The 15,334-nt window shown below is 69.8% G+C and carries 13 protein-coding genes and 1 pseudogene; 8 read left to right on the forward strand and 6 right to left on the reverse strand.

Features of this window, described 5'->3' with window-relative positions; translation table 11 throughout:
• Both AB0J09_RS34880 and AB0J09_RS34885 read right to left on the reverse strand, forming a co-directional pair.
• Nucleotides 1-293: pseudogene (locus AB0J09_RS34880) on the reverse strand (hypothetical protein); the annotation flags it as partial.
• Complete coding sequence (locus tag AB0J09_RS34885) at nt 290-817, reverse strand: hypothetical protein (RefSeq protein WP_360700311.1); 528 nt, start codon at nt 815-817, stop codon at nt 290-292. The gene AB0J09_RS34885 and the pseudogene AB0J09_RS34880, both read right to left, overlap by 4 nt.
• 384 nt (nt 818-1,201) lie before the next feature.
• On the opposite strand from AB0J09_RS34885, the gene aceE reads away from it, so the two are divergent.
• The 3 genes from aceE (at nt 1,202) to AB0J09_RS34900 (ending at nt 6,392) form a co-directional block, all read left to right on the forward strand.
• Nucleotides 1,202-3,949 (forward strand): pyruvate dehydrogenase (acetyl-transferring), homodimeric type, encoded by a 2,748-nt coding sequence (aceE, locus tag AB0J09_RS34890; RefSeq protein ID WP_360700313.1) that lies wholly within the window; start codon nt 1,202-1,204, stop codon nt 3,947-3,949.
• A 181-nt stretch (nt 3,950-4,130) separates the two neighbouring features.
• Entirely contained in the window at nt 4,131-5,633 is a 1,503-nt protein-coding gene (locus AB0J09_RS34895) for an alpha/beta hydrolase (protein WP_360700316.1), read from the forward strand.
• Nucleotides 5,634-5,657: 24 nt separating this feature from the next.
• On the forward strand, nt 5,658-6,392 hold the full coding sequence (locus tag AB0J09_RS34900; protein ID WP_360700319.1) for a maleylpyruvate isomerase family mycothiol-dependent enzyme: 735 nt from the start codon (nt 5,658-5,660) through the stop codon (nt 6,390-6,392).
• A gap of 197 nt (nt 6,393-6,589) precedes the next feature.
• Here AB0J09_RS34900 and AB0J09_RS34905 read toward each other — a convergent pair whose 3' ends face one another.
• Together AB0J09_RS34905 and AB0J09_RS34910 are read right to left on the reverse strand one after the other, a co-directional pair.
• Nucleotides 6,590-6,949, reverse strand: a complete 360-nt coding sequence (locus AB0J09_RS34905) for a VOC family protein (protein ID WP_360700322.1) — start codon at nt 6,947-6,949, stop codon at nt 6,590-6,592.
• A 77-nt stretch (nt 6,950-7,026) separates the two neighbouring features.
• The gene (locus tag AB0J09_RS34910) at nt 7,027-7,755 is read right to left on the reverse strand and encodes a YafY family protein (RefSeq protein ID WP_360700325.1); all 729 of its coding nucleotides are present in this window, start codon (nt 7,753-7,755) and stop codon (nt 7,027-7,029) included.
• Between the two features lie 150 nt (nt 7,756-7,905).
• Between AB0J09_RS34910 and AB0J09_RS34915 the strand changes: the two genes are divergently transcribed.
• The gene (locus AB0J09_RS34915) at nt 7,906-9,180 is read left to right on the forward strand and encodes a TROVE domain-containing protein (RefSeq protein ID WP_360700328.1); all 1,275 of its coding nucleotides are present in this window, start codon (nt 7,906-7,908) and stop codon (nt 9,178-9,180) included.
• A 3-nt stretch (nt 9,181-9,183) separates the two neighbouring features.
• On the opposite strand, the gene AB0J09_RS34920 is transcribed toward AB0J09_RS34915, so the two are convergent.
• The gene (locus tag AB0J09_RS34920; RefSeq protein ID WP_360700331.1) at nt 9,184-10,161 is read right to left on the reverse strand and encodes an aldo/keto reductase; all 978 of its coding nucleotides are present in this window, start codon (nt 10,159-10,161) and stop codon (nt 9,184-9,186) included.
• Between the two features lie 32 nt (nt 10,162-10,193).
• Nucleotides 10,194-10,592 carry an ATP-binding protein gene (locus AB0J09_RS34925; protein WP_360700334.1) on the reverse strand — a complete coding sequence of 133 codons (399 nt, stop codon included), beginning with the start codon at nt 10,590-10,592 and terminating at the stop codon, nt 10,194-10,196.
• A 140-nt stretch (nt 10,593-10,732) separates the two neighbouring features.
• Here AB0J09_RS34925 and AB0J09_RS34930 point away from each other — a divergent pair, with 140 nt between their 5' ends.
• The 4 genes from AB0J09_RS34930 (at nt 10,733) to AB0J09_RS34945 (ending at nt 15,261) form a co-directional block, all read left to right on the forward strand.
• Nucleotides 10,733-11,209, forward strand: coding sequence for a GNAT family N-acetyltransferase (locus AB0J09_RS34930; RefSeq protein WP_360700337.1), 477 nt, complete (start codon nt 10,733-10,735; stop codon nt 11,207-11,209).
• Nucleotides 11,210-11,415: 206 nt separating this feature from the next.
• The gene (locus tag AB0J09_RS34935) at nt 11,416-12,726 is read left to right on the forward strand and encodes an MFS transporter (RefSeq protein WP_360700340.1); all 1,311 of its coding nucleotides are present in this window, start codon (nt 11,416-11,418) and stop codon (nt 12,724-12,726) included.
• Nucleotide 12,727: 1 nt separating this feature from the next.
• On the forward strand, nt 12,728-14,740 hold the full coding sequence (locus AB0J09_RS34940) for a molybdopterin-dependent oxidoreductase (RefSeq protein WP_360700343.1): 2,013 nt from the start codon (nt 12,728-12,730) through the stop codon (nt 14,738-14,740).
• On the forward strand, nt 14,737-15,261 hold the full coding sequence (locus AB0J09_RS34945; RefSeq protein WP_360700346.1) for an FAD-dependent oxidoreductase: 525 nt from the start codon (nt 14,737-14,739) through the stop codon (nt 15,259-15,261). The genes AB0J09_RS34940 and AB0J09_RS34945 overlap by 4 nt, the downstream gene beginning before the upstream one ends.
• Nucleotides 15,262-15,334: the final 73 nt, after the last annotated feature.

Below are 15,334 nucleotides of genomic sequence, written 5' to 3' on the forward strand. Positions count from 1 at the left end.
GTCGGGGAGTCGGAGGGGGCCGAGCGGTGGTCGCCGGCGTGTGAGTTGCCCGAGCGGGGGTTCTGGTTCAGCCGGCCCGGATCTCCGGCGGCGATGGCTACGCGGGTGCCCGCGTAGCCGAGGGTGCCCGCGACCTGCTGGCTCTGGACGACCGTGGTCCTGGTCACCGGGGCGGTGCCCGTGGTGACGTGCGGCGGCGTGCCGGCCTGGGCGGTGGGGCGGGTGACGGCCCAGCCGACGCCGCCGGCGACGACCACGGCCAGGCAGGCCAGGGACAGGCCCCCGCGCGTCATGAGGATTCCTCCAGGTACATGCCGCCGGGGCCGCCTCTTTCGAGCGTGCCCGGGTGCTCCTTCTTGCAGGCGTCGAGCTGGGTGCGCATGCCCTGCTTGCCCTTGGAGGCGTAGCTGCGGGGGAGCTGGAAGTCGCCCTCCGGGTTGGGGTCGGGGAAGTCGCGCAGGCCGTGCGAGCGCATGCAGGCGGCGAACTTCTTCAGCCCGGCCATCTCCGCCGCGGTGGGCGGCCGGTGGCTGGGACGGCCGCGCTTGGGCAGTTTCGCCATGATCGACCGGCAGGGCGCCAGCGCGCTGTCCGGAGGCTTGACCGTGCCGGGCGGCAGGTCGATCTCACCCGTCCGCGGATCCTGGACGGGGTCGGGCAGGTTGGGATACCCGTGGGCGCGCAGGCAGGCGGCGAGCTCGCGGTAGATGGCCAGCTCCGACTGGGCGGTCGGCGTGGCCGATGGAGCAGCGGAGCCGGGGGAGGTCCCGCAGGCCGCGAGCAGCGGCACGAGCAGGATGGCTGGCAGTGCTCTCATGATTCTCAGTCCTTGTCGGCGATGGACGCGTTGGACCGGCCCCGCGGAGCCGTACTGAGAGGGTGGCCGTTAGACTCCCCCGGTCACATCGCGCTGTGCGGGGTGAGAACCTCCCCTCTTCGGGGGAGAGTGGAGAGTACGGGCAGCGGGCTAGAGGACATTCGAGCGAAATTTCGTCCGTTTTCCTGTCTTGTTAAATTGCTCCTGCGATGTAACCTTTGGGGGCGATTCGTCCTACCATCGGTGGTCTAGGCCATCTGATCTGTCTCTGCCAGCAGAGACACCTCTGGTTACCGGCCAGTAGAGATGCGTTTTCTACGGCTAGCGACCAGGATGGAAGACGACCCAGACCAGACATCAGTCATCCTCGGAAGGCGAGACCCAGTGGCTTCCGGACGCCAGCGATTCTCGATCATCAGCGACGGCCTACCCAGCCAGCTGCCTGATGTCGACCCCAGCGAGACCAACGAGTGGCTCGAGTCTCTCGACAACGTCGTCAAGACCGAAGGCCGTGCAAGAGCCCGCTACCTCATGCTGCGCATGCTGGAGCGGGCCCGCGAGCACCAGGTCGGCGTGCCAGGTTTGCGGAGTACCGACTACATCAACACGATCCCGCCGGAGCGTGAGCCCTGGTTCCCCGGTGACGAGCACGTCGAACGCCGCATCCGCGCCTACATCCGCTGGAACGCGGCCATCATGGTGTCCAGGGCCAACGCCCGCACCAACGTCGGCGGCCACATCGCCACCTACGCCTCCGCCGCCTCTCTCTACGAAGTGGGCTTCAACCACTTCTTCCGCGGCAAGGACCACGGCGAGTCGGGCGACCAGGTCTTCTTCCAGGGGCACGCGGCGCCCGGCATCTACGCTCGCGCCTTCCTCGAGGGCCGGCTCAACGAGGCCCAGCTCGACGCGTTCCGCCAGGAGCTGTCGCAGGGCTTCCACGGCCTGCCCTCCTATCCCCACCCGCGCCTCATGCCCGACTTCTGGGAGTTCCCGACGGTCTCCATGGGCCTCGGCCCGATCGGCGCGATCTACCAGGCGCGGTTCAACCGCTACCTGCTCAACCGGCAGATCAAGGACACCAGCCGCAGCCACGTGTGGGCGTTCCTGGGCGACGGCGAGATGGACGAGCCCGAGTCGCTCGGCGCGATCGGCCTGGCGGCCCGCGAGGAGCTCGACAACCTCACGTTCGTGATCAACTGCAACCTGCAGCGGCTCGACGGTCCGGTACGCGGCAACGGCAAGATCATCCAGGAGCTGGAGTCGTACTTCCGCGGCGCCGGCTGGAATGTGATCAAGGTCGTGTGGGGCCGCGACTGGGACCCGCTGCTGGCGGCGGACGTCGACGGCGTGCTGGTCAACCAGATGAACACCACGCCCGACGGCCAGTTCCAGACGTATTCGGTCGAGTCGGGCGCCTACATCCGCGACAACTTCTTCGGCTCCGACCCGCGCCTGCGCAAGATGGTCGAGCACCTGACCGACGACCAGATCCGCAAGCTGTCGCGCGGCGGCCACGACTACCACAAGGTCTACGCGGCGTTCAAGGCGGCCCGCGAGCACGTAGGCCAGCCGACCGTGATCCTCGCCCAGACCATCAAGGGCTGGACCCTGGGCAAGGACTTCGAGGCGCGCAACGCCACCCACCAGATGAAGAAGCTCACCAAGGCCGAGCTGAAGGAGTTCCGCGACCGGCTCTTCCTGCCGATCCCGGACTCGGCGCTGGAGGGCGACCTGCCGCCGTACTTCCACCCGGGCGAGAACGACCCCGAGATCCAGTACATGAAGGAGCGCCGCGCGGCGCTCGGCGGCGTGCTGCCCAAGCGGGTCATGCGCGCCAAGCCGGTCAAGCTGCCCGGCGACGAGGTCTACGGCGGCTTCGCCAAGGGCTCCGGCAAGCAGCAGGTGGCCACCACGATGGCGTTCGTGCGGCTGCTGAAGGACCTCATGCGCGACAAGGAGATCGGCCACAGGTTCGTGCCGATCATTCCTGACGAGGCCCGCACCTTCGGCCTCGACGCCATGTTCCCGACGGCGAAGATCTATTCGCCGCACGGCCAGACGTACGAGGCCGTCGACAGGGAGCTGCTGCTGTCGTACAAGGAGGCCGTGCAGGGGCAGATCCTGCACGAGGGCATCAGCGAATCGGGCTCGATGGCCTCGGCCATCGCGGCCGGCAGCGCCTACGCCACGCACGGCGAGCACATGATCCCGATCTACATCTTCTACTCGATGTTCGGGTGGCAGCGCACCGGCGACCAGATGTGGCAGATGGGCGACCAGATGGGCCGCGGCTTCCTGCTCGGCGCCACCGCCGGCCGCACCACGCTGAACGGCGAGGGCCTGCAGCACGAGGACGGCCACACGCCGCTCATCGCCTCCACCAACCCGGCCGCGGTCTCCTACGACCCGTCCTGGGCGTTCGAGGTGGCCTACATCGTCAAGGACGGCCTGCGGAGGATGTACGGCGACCAGCCGGAAGACGTCTTCTACTACCTGACCGTCTACAACGAGCCCTACCTGCAGCCCGCCCAGCCCGCGAACCTCGACGTACAGGGCCTGCTCAAGGGCCTGTACAAGTTCGCCGAAGGGCCGCAGACCCAGGGGCCGAAGGCCAACATCCTGTCCTCTGGTGTGGCGGGCCCCTGGGCGATGGAGGCGCAGCGGCTGCTGGCGGAGGACTGGGGCGTGTCGGCCGACGTGTGGTCGGCCACGTCGTGGTCCGAGCTGCGCCGCGAGGCCATGGCCTGCGAGGAGCACAACCTGCTCAACCCCGACGCCGAGCAGCGGGTCCCCTACGTGACCCAGGCGCTCTCCCGGGCGCAGGGCCCGTTCGTGGGCGTCAGCGACTACATGAAGGCCGTGCAGGACCAGATCGCGCAGTGGGTGCCGGGTGACTGGTCCTCGCTGGGCACCGACGGGTTCGGCCTGTCCGACACGCGCTCGGCGCTGCGGCGCCACTTCCACGTGGACGCCGCCTCCATCACGCTGGCCGTGCTGACCAGCCTGGTCAAGGGGGGCGAGCTCGACGGCGAGGTGCTGCGCGAGGCGATCGCCCGCTACCACCTCAAGAACGGCGTCACCGAGGCGGGCGGCGCCGAGAGCAACGACACCCAGTCGATGGGCGTCTGAGTCATCCGCGAGCGGCGCTCCCGCGAAGTTCTTTCGTGGGAGCGCCGTCATTTCCGGCGCCCGCGCCGTTTGCCTGTGAGGCGGCACGTCAGGAGGGGTACGTGCCGCCTCACCCGGGTATGGTGCGGCGTCACGTATTGTGGGCACTACTTCCCCCTGAGAGACGAGGGGAAATTGTCTTATGCGACGCGTCCTAGCCGCCGCCCTGCTTGTGACGGCCGCCGCCGGCTGCTCCACAGTGCCGGCTGCCGAGCCCGCCACACAGTCCACGGCGGACACCAATGCGATCACCTGGGGACCGTGCACCGACATCAAGCGTCCTAACGGCGAGCCGCCGGCCCGCCAGGACACGTCCGTACGGTGTGGGAAGCTCGCGGTGCCCCTGGACTACGCCAAGCCCGACGGGGAGAAGATCGACCTGGCGCTCATCAAGCTGCCGGCGACGGGCAAGGGCAACAAGCTGGGTTCGGTGGTGTTCAACTTCGGCGGGCCCGGCGCCTCGGGCGTCGACACGCTCGACCAGGCCGGCAAGGCGCTCTCCACGCTGCGCACCCGCTACGACCTGGTCAGCTTCGACCCGCGCGGCGTCGAGCGCAGCTCCGGGGTGCGCTGTGGCAACGGCGCCGAGATGGACAGGTTCACCGCCCTGGACACACTGCCGGACGACAACCAGACACGCCAGGAGACCGCGCAGGCCAACAAACAGTTCGCCTCGCTCTGCGAGCAGAACTCCGGCAAGATCCTTCCGTACGTCGGCACCGTGAACGCCGCCCGTGACATGGACAGGATCCGTGCCGCGGTGGGCGATCCCAAGTTCAACTACATCGGCATGTCGTACGGCACGCAGCTCGGCGCCGTGTACGCCACCGAGTTCCCCAAGAACGTGGGCCGCATGGTGCTCGACGCGCCGCTGGACCCGACAGTGACGTTCGAGCAGCGGACACTGGTGCAGACGCGCGGGTTCCAGCGGGCGTACGAGAGCTTCCTGCGGGCGTGCGTCAAGAACAAGTGCGACATCGGCAAGGACCAGGCCACCGCCGACGCGAACGTCGAGAAGCTGATGACCCAGCTCACCGGGAAGCCGCTGAACGTCGGCGGGCGCGAGCTCACCCAGGGGCTGGCCTCCACGGGCGTGGCGGCGGCGCTGTACTCGGAGCTGACCTGGCCGTTCCTGGAGCAGGCGCTCTCGGAGGCGCTCAAGGGCCATGGCGAGGCGCTGATGTACCTGGCCGACTCCTACACGGGCCGCTCCGAGAACGGCTCGTACTCGACGCAGATGACCAGCTTCCCGGCCATCACCTGCGTGGACACCAGCGAACGGCCCAGTGAGGAGCAGATACGGCGCACCGCGGCGGCCGCCATGAAGATCTCGCCGCTGTTCGGCAGCGAGGGCTCGGGCGGGCTCTGCCGGGTCTGGCCGGTCAAGGGCAACGATGAGGCGCGGCACGTGAACGCCACAGGGTCGGCGCCGATCGTCGTGATCGGCGGCAGGGGCGACCCCGCCACGCCGTACGAGTGGGCGCCCAGGCTGACGGCCCAGCTCAAGACCGCCACCCTGGTCACGTACGAGGGCGAGGGGCACGGGGCCTACCTGTCGGGGAGCAAGTGTGTGCAGGGGCTCGTGGACGGGTTCATGCTCGACGGCAAGCTCCCGTCGAAGGGTGCCACCTGCCCGGCGACCTGATGTGGCCCCGTCTAATGTGGCCCTGTGACGTATGACTCGCTTATCACCACAGAGGCCACGCGCCTCGGTGCCCTGGCCACGGATCTGTCCATCCCGGTGCCCACGTGCCCGGGATGGACACTCGCGGAGCTGATCACGCATGTCGGCCAGACGCATCGCTGGGCCGCCCACGTCCTGCGTAACCAGGTCCAAGAGCGGATCTGGTCGCGCCAGGTGCCCAGCGGGCTGGCCGAGGGCCGGAGCGGCGACGCGGCCTGGCTGGCCGCGGGGGCGGCCGAGCTGCTCGACACGCTCCGCACCACCGACCCGTCGCTGGCCGTGTGGACGTGGGGCCCTGACAAGCAGGTGTCCTGGTGGCCCCGCCGGATGGTCTTCGAGCTGGTGATCCACCGGGTCGACGCGGAGCTGGCGCTCGGCATCGACCCGGTCATCGCGGCGGAGGTCGCGATCGACGGCATCGAGGAGTTTCTGCACAACCTGCCGTACGCCGGCTGGATCACCCCGCGGCTGGCGGAGCTCGGCGTGGAGGGGGCCACGATCCACCTCCACGCGACCGACGCCGACGGCGAGTGGACCATCACCCAGGGCCCGGCCGGGAAGATCTCCTGGGACCGCGGGCACGCCAAGGGCGACAGCGCGGTCCAGGGGACGGCCCAGGACCTGCTGCTCCTGCTCTACGGCCGGCGCTCACCCGAGGCGCTCAAGGTGTACGGCGACTCGGACCTCCTCAGCCGCTGGCTGGCCACGGCCGCCTTCTGACCTGCCAGCTCCTCGGACCGCGGCTGGCCCTGGGCTTGCTTGGCCCTGGACGCGCCGCCGCTCGGCGATCGGCGGCGTGCCCAGGGCCGGGTGAACCGCTCTCTGCGAAGCGACCCGTCCGCATGCCGGAGTCGGCGGGGAAGGTGCTCTCTCCGGCTCTCGAACGGGTGATCACCCAGGTATCGTGACGCCGCCGATCACCTTCGGTGGAAGATCCCGAAAACGCTGCCGGACGTGTCACGCAAGTAGGCGAAGTCGGTGCCGGCGCCGTCGTCGATCACCTTCGTGATCACCTTGCCGCCCAGCGACTCGCTCTTGGCGCAGGCCGCCTCGACGTCGGCAACCTGCACGTGGAAGACCGCGTGCGCGGGGAACTCGCCCTTGGTGTTGAACAGCCCGCCGGCGGGCTGCTCACCGCCCGGATAGTTGATCATCCGGTAGTCGAGCGGCCCCTCGTCGTCGCGGGCGAACGTCCAGCCGAACAGCCCGCCGTAGAACGCCTGCGCGCCCTCGGGGTCGTCGGTCGCCACCTCGAACCAGGTCACCGTGTTGTCCATCGTCATCTCCTTGAATTCTCGAACAAGACAACGATCTAACGGGTGAGCGACAACCCTATGTCGGTGTTTTCGATTGACTAATCGAGCACAGTGCCGTGCACGATCATCTCGGGCACGTCGGGGGCGAAGCCTTCGAGCGGCCGGTCGGGGCAGCGCTCGGCGGTCACGGTCGCGGCGGCGATCCGATCGAGCCGGAAGACCCGCACGTCATCGCGCAGCCGGCACCACGCCACGAGATACCAGAACCCGCCCCGGCCGCCCAGGAACACGCCCGGCTCGACGTCACGCGAGGTCAGCATGCCCTTGGCGTCCGCGTAGTCGAGCCTGAGCACGCGCCGCCGCAACAGCGCCTCCTCGATGGCCCGGGAGACCCCCTCGGCGCCGAGCGGCTGGGTCTCCGCACCTGGCTCGGGCGGCAGGTGGACGAGCTGAACCCGCCGCGCCAGCTCCCTGGCGAGCTCGCCCTCGGACCCCGGCATGGCGGCCACCACCTTGCGTAACGCGCTGCGCGCCTGCCGGCCGAACGGCTGGTCGCCGGCCCGGCTGAGCGCCACCGCGATGGCCACCGCCTCGGCCGGGGTGAAGTTGAGCGGAGGGAGGGTCATCTTCTTGTCGATGGCGTAACCGCCCTTGCGGCCCGGCTCGGCGTAGATCGGCACTCCTGACTCTTGCAGGGCGGTGATGTCGCGCTCTATCGTGCGCACGCTCACCTCGAACCGCTTGGCCAGCTCACGTGCGGAGCGGCAGCGGGGCGCGATGGCGCGCAGGTCTTCGACGAGCGCGTAGAGCCGGTCGGTACGATTCACAGCCGCCACGCTACGCGCCACCACCGACAATCGCGGCGCGTCCGCCCGCCGCGGGCGCCGAAGCAGCGCCCTGCCCTCTTCGCCCTCGCCGCCTGCTATGCGAAGGGCGACGCGGACACTCGCCAGGCCGCCAAGCACGCGCTGGCGAAGGTGGCGCGCACCACAGACCATCTCGCCCAGTTCTTCGGCTACTACAAGAACCTGGGCGGCAAGGCGACGGCCCGGGGTACGGCTCCCGTCGTCGGCCGATCGCTGCGTACGGCGCTCGGCTCCTGGCTCCTGACCGGCAGCCCGGACGATGTGGCGTTCAAGGCGTGCAAGGCCCGCCAGCGCAAGACGCCCCAGGGCGAGGCGTTCGACCTGCGTGACGTGCTGCGCATCGCCCACCCGGCCGCGGACGACGAGCAGCGGAAGGTGCTGTTCGGGTGGATCGCGGGGAACGTGACGGACGAGCAGGCTCGCGAGGCGCTGCCAGCCGTCCACCGGTTCCTCACGGCGAAGGCCGTCACCAGCGCGGACGAGGCCGTGCGCGTGGTGACGGAGCTGCGGGTGCCCTGGGAGTTCCTGCCTGACGCGATGCTGCGCGAGCCGGAGGTGTGGGACACGCTCGCCGGCACGATCGGCATGACGGCGCTCCTGCGCAATCTCGCCCGGATGACCCGCATCGGCGCCCTCACGCCGATGGGCGACACCACCCGGCGTGCGGTCGACCGGCTCACCGACCGCGAGGCGCTGCTGAAGGCCCGCGTCCACCCCATGGACGCCTGGCTGGCCATGCGCGTCTACGCGTCCGGGCAGGCCCAGCCGAGCCCGCGCGCCGCCCGCCAGACATGGCAGCCCGTGCCGGCCGTCCTGGACGCGCTGGAGGAGACGTACGAGCTCTCCTTCGGCTCGGTCGAGCCGTCCGGCAAGCGGCTGCTGGTCGCGGTGGACTCGTCCGGCTCGATGTCGTACGGCCACGTCTACGCGGGCGGCTCGCCGCTCGGCACCACGTACGAGGTCGGCTGCGCGATGGCCGTCATGCTGTCCCGCATCGAGAAGGGCAACGTACACGTCATCGACGTCGACACAACGGTCCATGCCTCGAAGGTGACCCCTCGCACCAACCTGCGCGAGATCGCCTCCTGGCAGCCCTCCGGCGGCGGCACCGACCTGTCGCTGCCGTTCACCTGGGCGTCCAAGAAGCGGCTGAACGCGGACGGGATCGTGGTGTTCACCGACAGCGAGACCTGGGCGGGGCGCTCCCACCCGGCGCAGGCCGTGGAGGCCTACCGGCGCAAGATCAACCCGCTGGCGCGCGTCGTCGTCGCCGCGATGACCGCCGCCGGCTACTCGATCGGCGACCCCAAGGACGACGGGGTGCTCAACGTCGCCGGGCTCGACGCGTCGCTGCCCCTCGTCGTCAACGGGTTCGTCCGCTCCTGACCCTTACCAGCGGTGGTGGACCTGAGGGCGGACCAGGTCGTCGTAGATCTCCTGGACCGCCTTCAGGGTCGCGGCGTCGAGCGAGGGCAGGGACGCCGCGGAAGCGTTGGCGGTGGCCTGGGCCGGGTTGCGGGCGCCCGGGATGACCACCGAGACGCCCTCCTGGTCCAGGATCCAGCGGAGGGCGAACTGGGCCATCGTCACATCAGACGGCACCAGCGGGGCCAGGCGGCGGACCGCCTCCAGGCCCGTGCCGAAGTCCACGCCCGAGAAGGTCTCCCCGACGTCGAACGCCTCCCCGCGCCGGTTGTAGTTTCTGTGGTCGTCCGGGCTGAAGGTCGTGTGCTCGTCGTACCGGCCGGACAGCAGGCCGCTGGCCAGCGGGACCCGGGCGATGATGCCCACCCCGGCGGCGCGGGCGGCGGGCAGGACCTGCTCCAGAGGCTTGAGCCTGAACGCGTTGAGGATGATCTGCACGCTCGCCACCCCCGGCCGGGCGATCGCGGTCAGCGCCTCCTCGCACGTCTCCACGCTGACCCCGTACGCCGCGATCTTCTGCTCGGCCACCAGCGTGTCCAGGGCGTCGAAGACCGCGTCCGTCGAGTACACCGGGGTCGGCGGGCAGTGGAGCTGGACCAGGTCGATGGTGTCCACGCCCAGGTTCCGGCGGGAGCGCTCGTTCCAGGCGCGGAAGTTGGACATCACATAGTTCGAGGGGATCTGCTCCAGCCGGCGGCCCATCTTGGTGGCCACGGTCAGCTCCGGGCGGGCCTTGGCGAAGCGGCCGACGATCTGCTCACTGCGCCCGTCGCCATAGACGTCGGCCGTGTCGATGAAGGTGACGCCCGCGTCCACGGCGGCGCTCAGGGTGGCGACGGCATCGTCCTCCGTCACCTGCCCCCAGTCGGCGCCGAGTTGCCACGCGCCGAGGCCCACGGTGCCCACCTGGCGTCCTGTCCGTCCCAACGTGCGTTGTTCCATGGGTACTAGTGTCCAGGATGGTCAAGTTGGCTCTAGCCGAGGGGTGCGACGGCGCTCACCGTGGTGCCCGCCCCCAGCACGCTGTTGATCTGCAATGTGCCGGAGATCTTCGCCATACCGGCCTTCATGGCCCGCAGCCCCCGCCCTTCCGCCTCCAGCGGGAAGCCGACCCCGTCGTCGCTGACGGTCAGCCGCAACCCGCGGGCCCCCGCGGTGACCGCGATCGACACGGTACGGGCCCCGCTGTGCCGCTCCACGTTGTCGAACGCCTCCCGCACGGTGGCCAGGACCGCCTCCGCGACAGGGGGCGGCACGTCGCCGCCCGGCAGCGCCCACACCTCCACCGCGATCCCCGTCCGGTCCTCCCACTGCCCCAGGTAGTCCTCCAGGAGCTGTGAGAGCAGGCGCTGTCCGTCCAAATGAAGCTGCATACTTCTCCCGTTTCGATCTTTCCCCTCTTTGATTCGCCTAACTGGCGAAAGGTTCCACCCAGTTCCCAGCGGATGACGGATAGTCACTGAGGGCTGGGCCGTTTTGCACACTCGGCGGGGTCCACTCCAGACTGAACGGCATGATTCGTCCCGCTACACCCACCGATGTGCCCGAGATCGTCAGCATGATTCGTGAGCTCGCCGAGTACGAGAAGGCCGCACACGAGGCGCGGGTGACCGAGCAGCAGCTCCACACCGCCCTCTTCTCCGACCACCCCGCCGCGTTCGCCCACATCGCCGAGCAGGACGGGGAGGTGGCCGGCTTCACGCTGTGGTTCCTCACCTTCTCGACGTGGCGGGGAGTGCACGGCATCTACCTGGAGGACCTCTACGTACGCCCCCAGCACCGGGGCGGCGGCCACGGCTTCGCGCTCATGAGGGAGCTGGCCGGGATCTGCGCCGAGCGCGGCTACCAGCGGCTCGAATGGGCCGTCCTCGACTGGAACGAGCCCAGCATCGGCTTCTACGAGAAGCTCGGCGCGGTGCGCCAGGACGAGTGGCTGAAGTACCGGCTGACCGACGAGCCGCTCCAGCGCCTGGGCGCCCGCCGGGACTGACGTGCACGTACGGTGACGTATCGCGGTGAGACGTTTCCCCGGACGACAGTGGATCGTTACGAACGTGTTTCGTCCGTGACGCTTGTGCGTGGCTTGTTACAGCGGTGAATCACACGTAACGAACGCACAGCCACGGATTGTCAAAGTGCGTAACGAGCGCTTCCTACCTTGGAGATCCCCCCGGACGCCGAGTGTAGGAGAGTTCGATGGCGCGCTGGATCGCCGAGTGGCACCCCGATGACCCAGCCTTCTGGGAGAGTTCAGGCAAGCGTGTCGCACGGCGCAACCTGATCTTCTCGATCCTGGCCGAGCACCTCGGTTTCACCGTGTGGACGTTGTGGAGCATCGTCGCCACCAAGATGGGGGCCTACGAGTTCTCCACCGACGAGCTCTTCTGGCTGGTCGCGCTGCCGAACCTGGTCGGCTCGGTGCTACGCGTGCCCTACACGTTCGGCCCCGCCAAGTTCGGCGGGCGCAACTTCACGGTGGTCAGCGCGATGCTGCTGCTCATCCCTGCCGTGCTGCTCGGGGTGGCGGTCAACAACCCGGCCACGCCGTACTGGCTCTTCCTGGTGATCGCGGCCCTGGCCGGCGTCGGAGGCGGGAACTTCGCCTCCAGCATGGCCAACATCACCTACTTCTACCCCCGCAACAAGCAGGGGATCGCGCTGGGCCTGAACGCGGCCGGCGGCAACGTCGGCGTCAGCTCCGTCCAGCTCGTCATGCCGCTGGTGATCGGCGCGTTCGGCCTCGCCGCCGCCGGATGGTTCTGGATCCCGTTCGTCGTCGTGGCCGGCGCCTGCGCCTGGTTCTTCATGGACAACCTCACCACTGCCAAGGCCGACCCTCGCCAGCAGCTCGCGGTGGCGGGCAAGGCCCAGACGTGGATCATGTCGTTCCTGTACATCGGGACGTTCGGCTCGTTCATCGGCTACTCGACGGCCTTCCCGCTGCTCAGCAAGAGCCTCTTCCCCGAGGCCCCGTTCGCCGCGGTGGCGTTCGTCGGGCCGCTGCTGGGCTCGCTGATCAGGCCGGTGGGCGGCTGGCTGGCCGACAAGCTCGGCGGCGCCCCCGTGACGCTGTGGAACTTCGCCGGGATGGGCGGCGGCGTGCTCCTGGTCTGGCTGGCCAGCGGTTCCGGCAACTTCTGGATGTTCTTCCTGGCCTTCCAGGTGCTCTTCGTGACCGCCGGCATCGGCAACGGCTCCACGTACCGCATGATCCCGGCCATCTTCCAGGCCAAGGCGATCGCCGAGCGCGGCGAGGGCGAGGAGGCCCTGATGTACGGCAAGCGTCAGGCGTCCGCCGCCATCGGCATCATCTCGGCGGTCGGAGCGCTGGGCGGGTTCCTCATCAACCGGGCGTTCGGGATGGCGTTCGCCGCCGCCGGGACCCCGGCACCCGCCTTCCTCGCCTTCGGGGTCTTCTACGTGTCCTGTTTCGCCCTGACCTGGTGGTGCTACACCCGCAAGGTCGGCGCCTCGGTCGTGGCCAGCCTCGCCTATGCCCGGGTCTGACGTGACGAAGACTCACTGCCCGTACTGCGCGCTGCAGTGCGGCATGGAGATCGGTCCTGGGCTGGCCATCAGCCCCAGGACCGACATCCCCGCCAACGCCTCGGGCGCGCTGTGCCAGAAGGGCTGGACGGCGGGTGAGCTGCTCACCAACGGCGAGCGCCTGACCGCCCCGCTCCTGCACGGCGAGCCCGTGGAGTGGGACGTCGCCCTCGACTACGTGGCGGAGCGGCTGGCCGCCATCCGCGCCGAACACGGCCCCGACGGCGTGGCCGTGTTCGGCGGTGGCGGGCTCACGAACGAGAAGGCCTACCAGCTCGGCAAGTTCGCCAGGGTCGCGCTGGGCACGAGCCAGATCGACTACAACGGCCGCTTCTGCATGTCGTCGGCCGCCGCCGCGTCGATCAGAGCGTTCGGGATGGACCGCGGCATGCCGTTCCCCATCACCGACCTGGCCGAGGCCGACGTCGTTCTCCTGGCCGGCGGGAACGTCGCCGAGACCATGCCGCCGTTCGTGCGCCACCTGAGCGGCCCGCGCGTGATCGTCATCGACCCGCGGCGCACGCAGACGGCCAAGCTGGCCTGGCTGCACCTGCAGCCCACGCCCGGCACCGACCTGGCCCTGGCGCTCGGGATGCTGCACCTGGCCATCGCGGACGAACTCGTGGACGAGGCGTACGTGGCCGAGCGCACCACCGGCTTCGAGGAGGTGCGCACGGCGCTGGCCTCCTGGTGGCCGGAGCGGGTCGAGCGGATCACCGGGGTGCCCGTCTACCGGATGCGGCAGGCGGTCAGGGCGCTGGCCGCGGCGGGCAACGCGTACATCCTGACCGGGCGCGGCGCCGAGCAGCACGCGAAGGGCACCGACACGGTCACCGCGTTCATCAACCTGGCCCTGGCGCTGGGCCTGCCCGGCAGGCACGGCTCCGGGTACGGGTGCGTGACCGGGCAGGGCAACGGTCAGGGAGGCAGGGAGCACGGGCAGAAGGCCGACCAGCTCCCCGGCTACCGCAAGATCGACGACCCGGCGGCCCGGGAGCACGTGGCGGGCGTGTGGGGGGTACGGCCCGAGGACCTGCCTGGGCCCGGGCGGTCGGCGTACGAGCTGCTCGACGCTCTCGGGACGCCGGGCGGGCCCCGGGCGCTGCTGCTGTTCGGGTCCAACCCGGTGATCTCCGCGCCGGCCGCCGAGCACGTGGCCGAGCGCATCGCCTCCCTCGATCTGCTCGTGACCTGCGACTTCGTGATGTCCGAGACCGCCGCGCTGGCAGACGTGGTGTTCCCGGTGACGCAGTGGGCCGAGGAGAGCGGCACCATGACCAACCTCGAGGGGCGCGTCCTGCTCCGCCGTCAGGCCGTCGCGCCGCCCGAGGGCGTCAGGAGCGACCTCGACGTGATCGCGGGGCTCGCGGAACGGCTCGGGCACCGCTTCGACACCGAGCCGGTCACGATCTTCGACGAGTTGCGCCGGGCGAGCAAGGACGGGCTCGCCGACTACTCCGGCATCACCTACGAGCGCATCACCGCCGAGAAGGGAGTCTTCTGGCCCTGCCCCGAGCCAGGCCACCCCGGCACGCCGCGCCCGTTCCTCGACTCTTTCGCCACCCCGGACGGCCGGGCCAGGTTCGTGCCCGTCCAGCACCGGCCCGCGGCCGAGGAGACCGACGAGGACTACCCGGTGCACCTGAGCACCGGCCGGGTGCTCGCCCACTACCAGAGCGGCGCCCAGACCCGCAGGATCGCGCCGCTCGTCCAGGCCGCCCCCGAGCCGTACGTCGAGCTGCACCCGGACCTCGCCGAGCAGCTCGACATCTCGCCGGGGGACGTCGTGCGGGTCAGCAGCAGAAGGGGCGAGGCCAAGGCCGTGGCCAGGATCAGCGACGCCATCAGGCGCGACACCGTTTTCATGCCCTTCCACTGGGAGGGCGCCAACCGGCTCACCAACCCGGCGCTTGACCCGACATCGAAGATGCCGGAGTTCAAGGTCTGCGCGGTCAGGGTGGAGAGGGACTCATGATGAGGCTCGTCGTCGTAGGCAACGGGATGGCCGGGTCGCGGCTGGTCAGCGAGGTACGCGACAGGGACCCGCACATCAAGATCACTGTATTCGGCGCGGAGTCGCGCCAGCCCTACAACCGGGTGCTGCTGTCCAACGTGCTGGCCGGCAGCTCGCGCCCCGAGCAGGTGCGGCTGATCGACTCCACGTGGTACGGCGCCCACCGCGTCGAGGCCGCGTTCGGCGACGCGGTCGCCCACATCGACAGGGAGACCAGGCACGTGGTGACCGAGGGCGGGCGGCGCGAGCCGTACGACCTGCTGGTCCTGGCCACCGGCAGCGACGCGATCGTGCCGCCGATCCCTGGCGTGGAGCGGGCCATCCCGTTCCGCACGCTCGACGACTGCGAGCGCATCATCGAGGCCGCCCAGCAGGCCCGAAACGCCGTGGTCGTCGGCGGCGGCCTGCTCGGCATCGAGGCGGCCCGCGGGCTGGCCGGGCGCGGCCTGCCCGTGACGCTGCTGGCACGAGTGACAAACTGAGTGACATCGAAGGCGCCCGCGACGCCCCAACTGTGCACTATGTTGCACACGATCGGACAGGTTGACCAGCCAA

This window comes from Nonomuraea sp. NPDC049784 (assembly GCF_040659615.1).
Lineage (GTDB): Bacteria > Actinomycetota > Actinomycetes > Streptosporangiales > Streptosporangiaceae > Nonomuraea.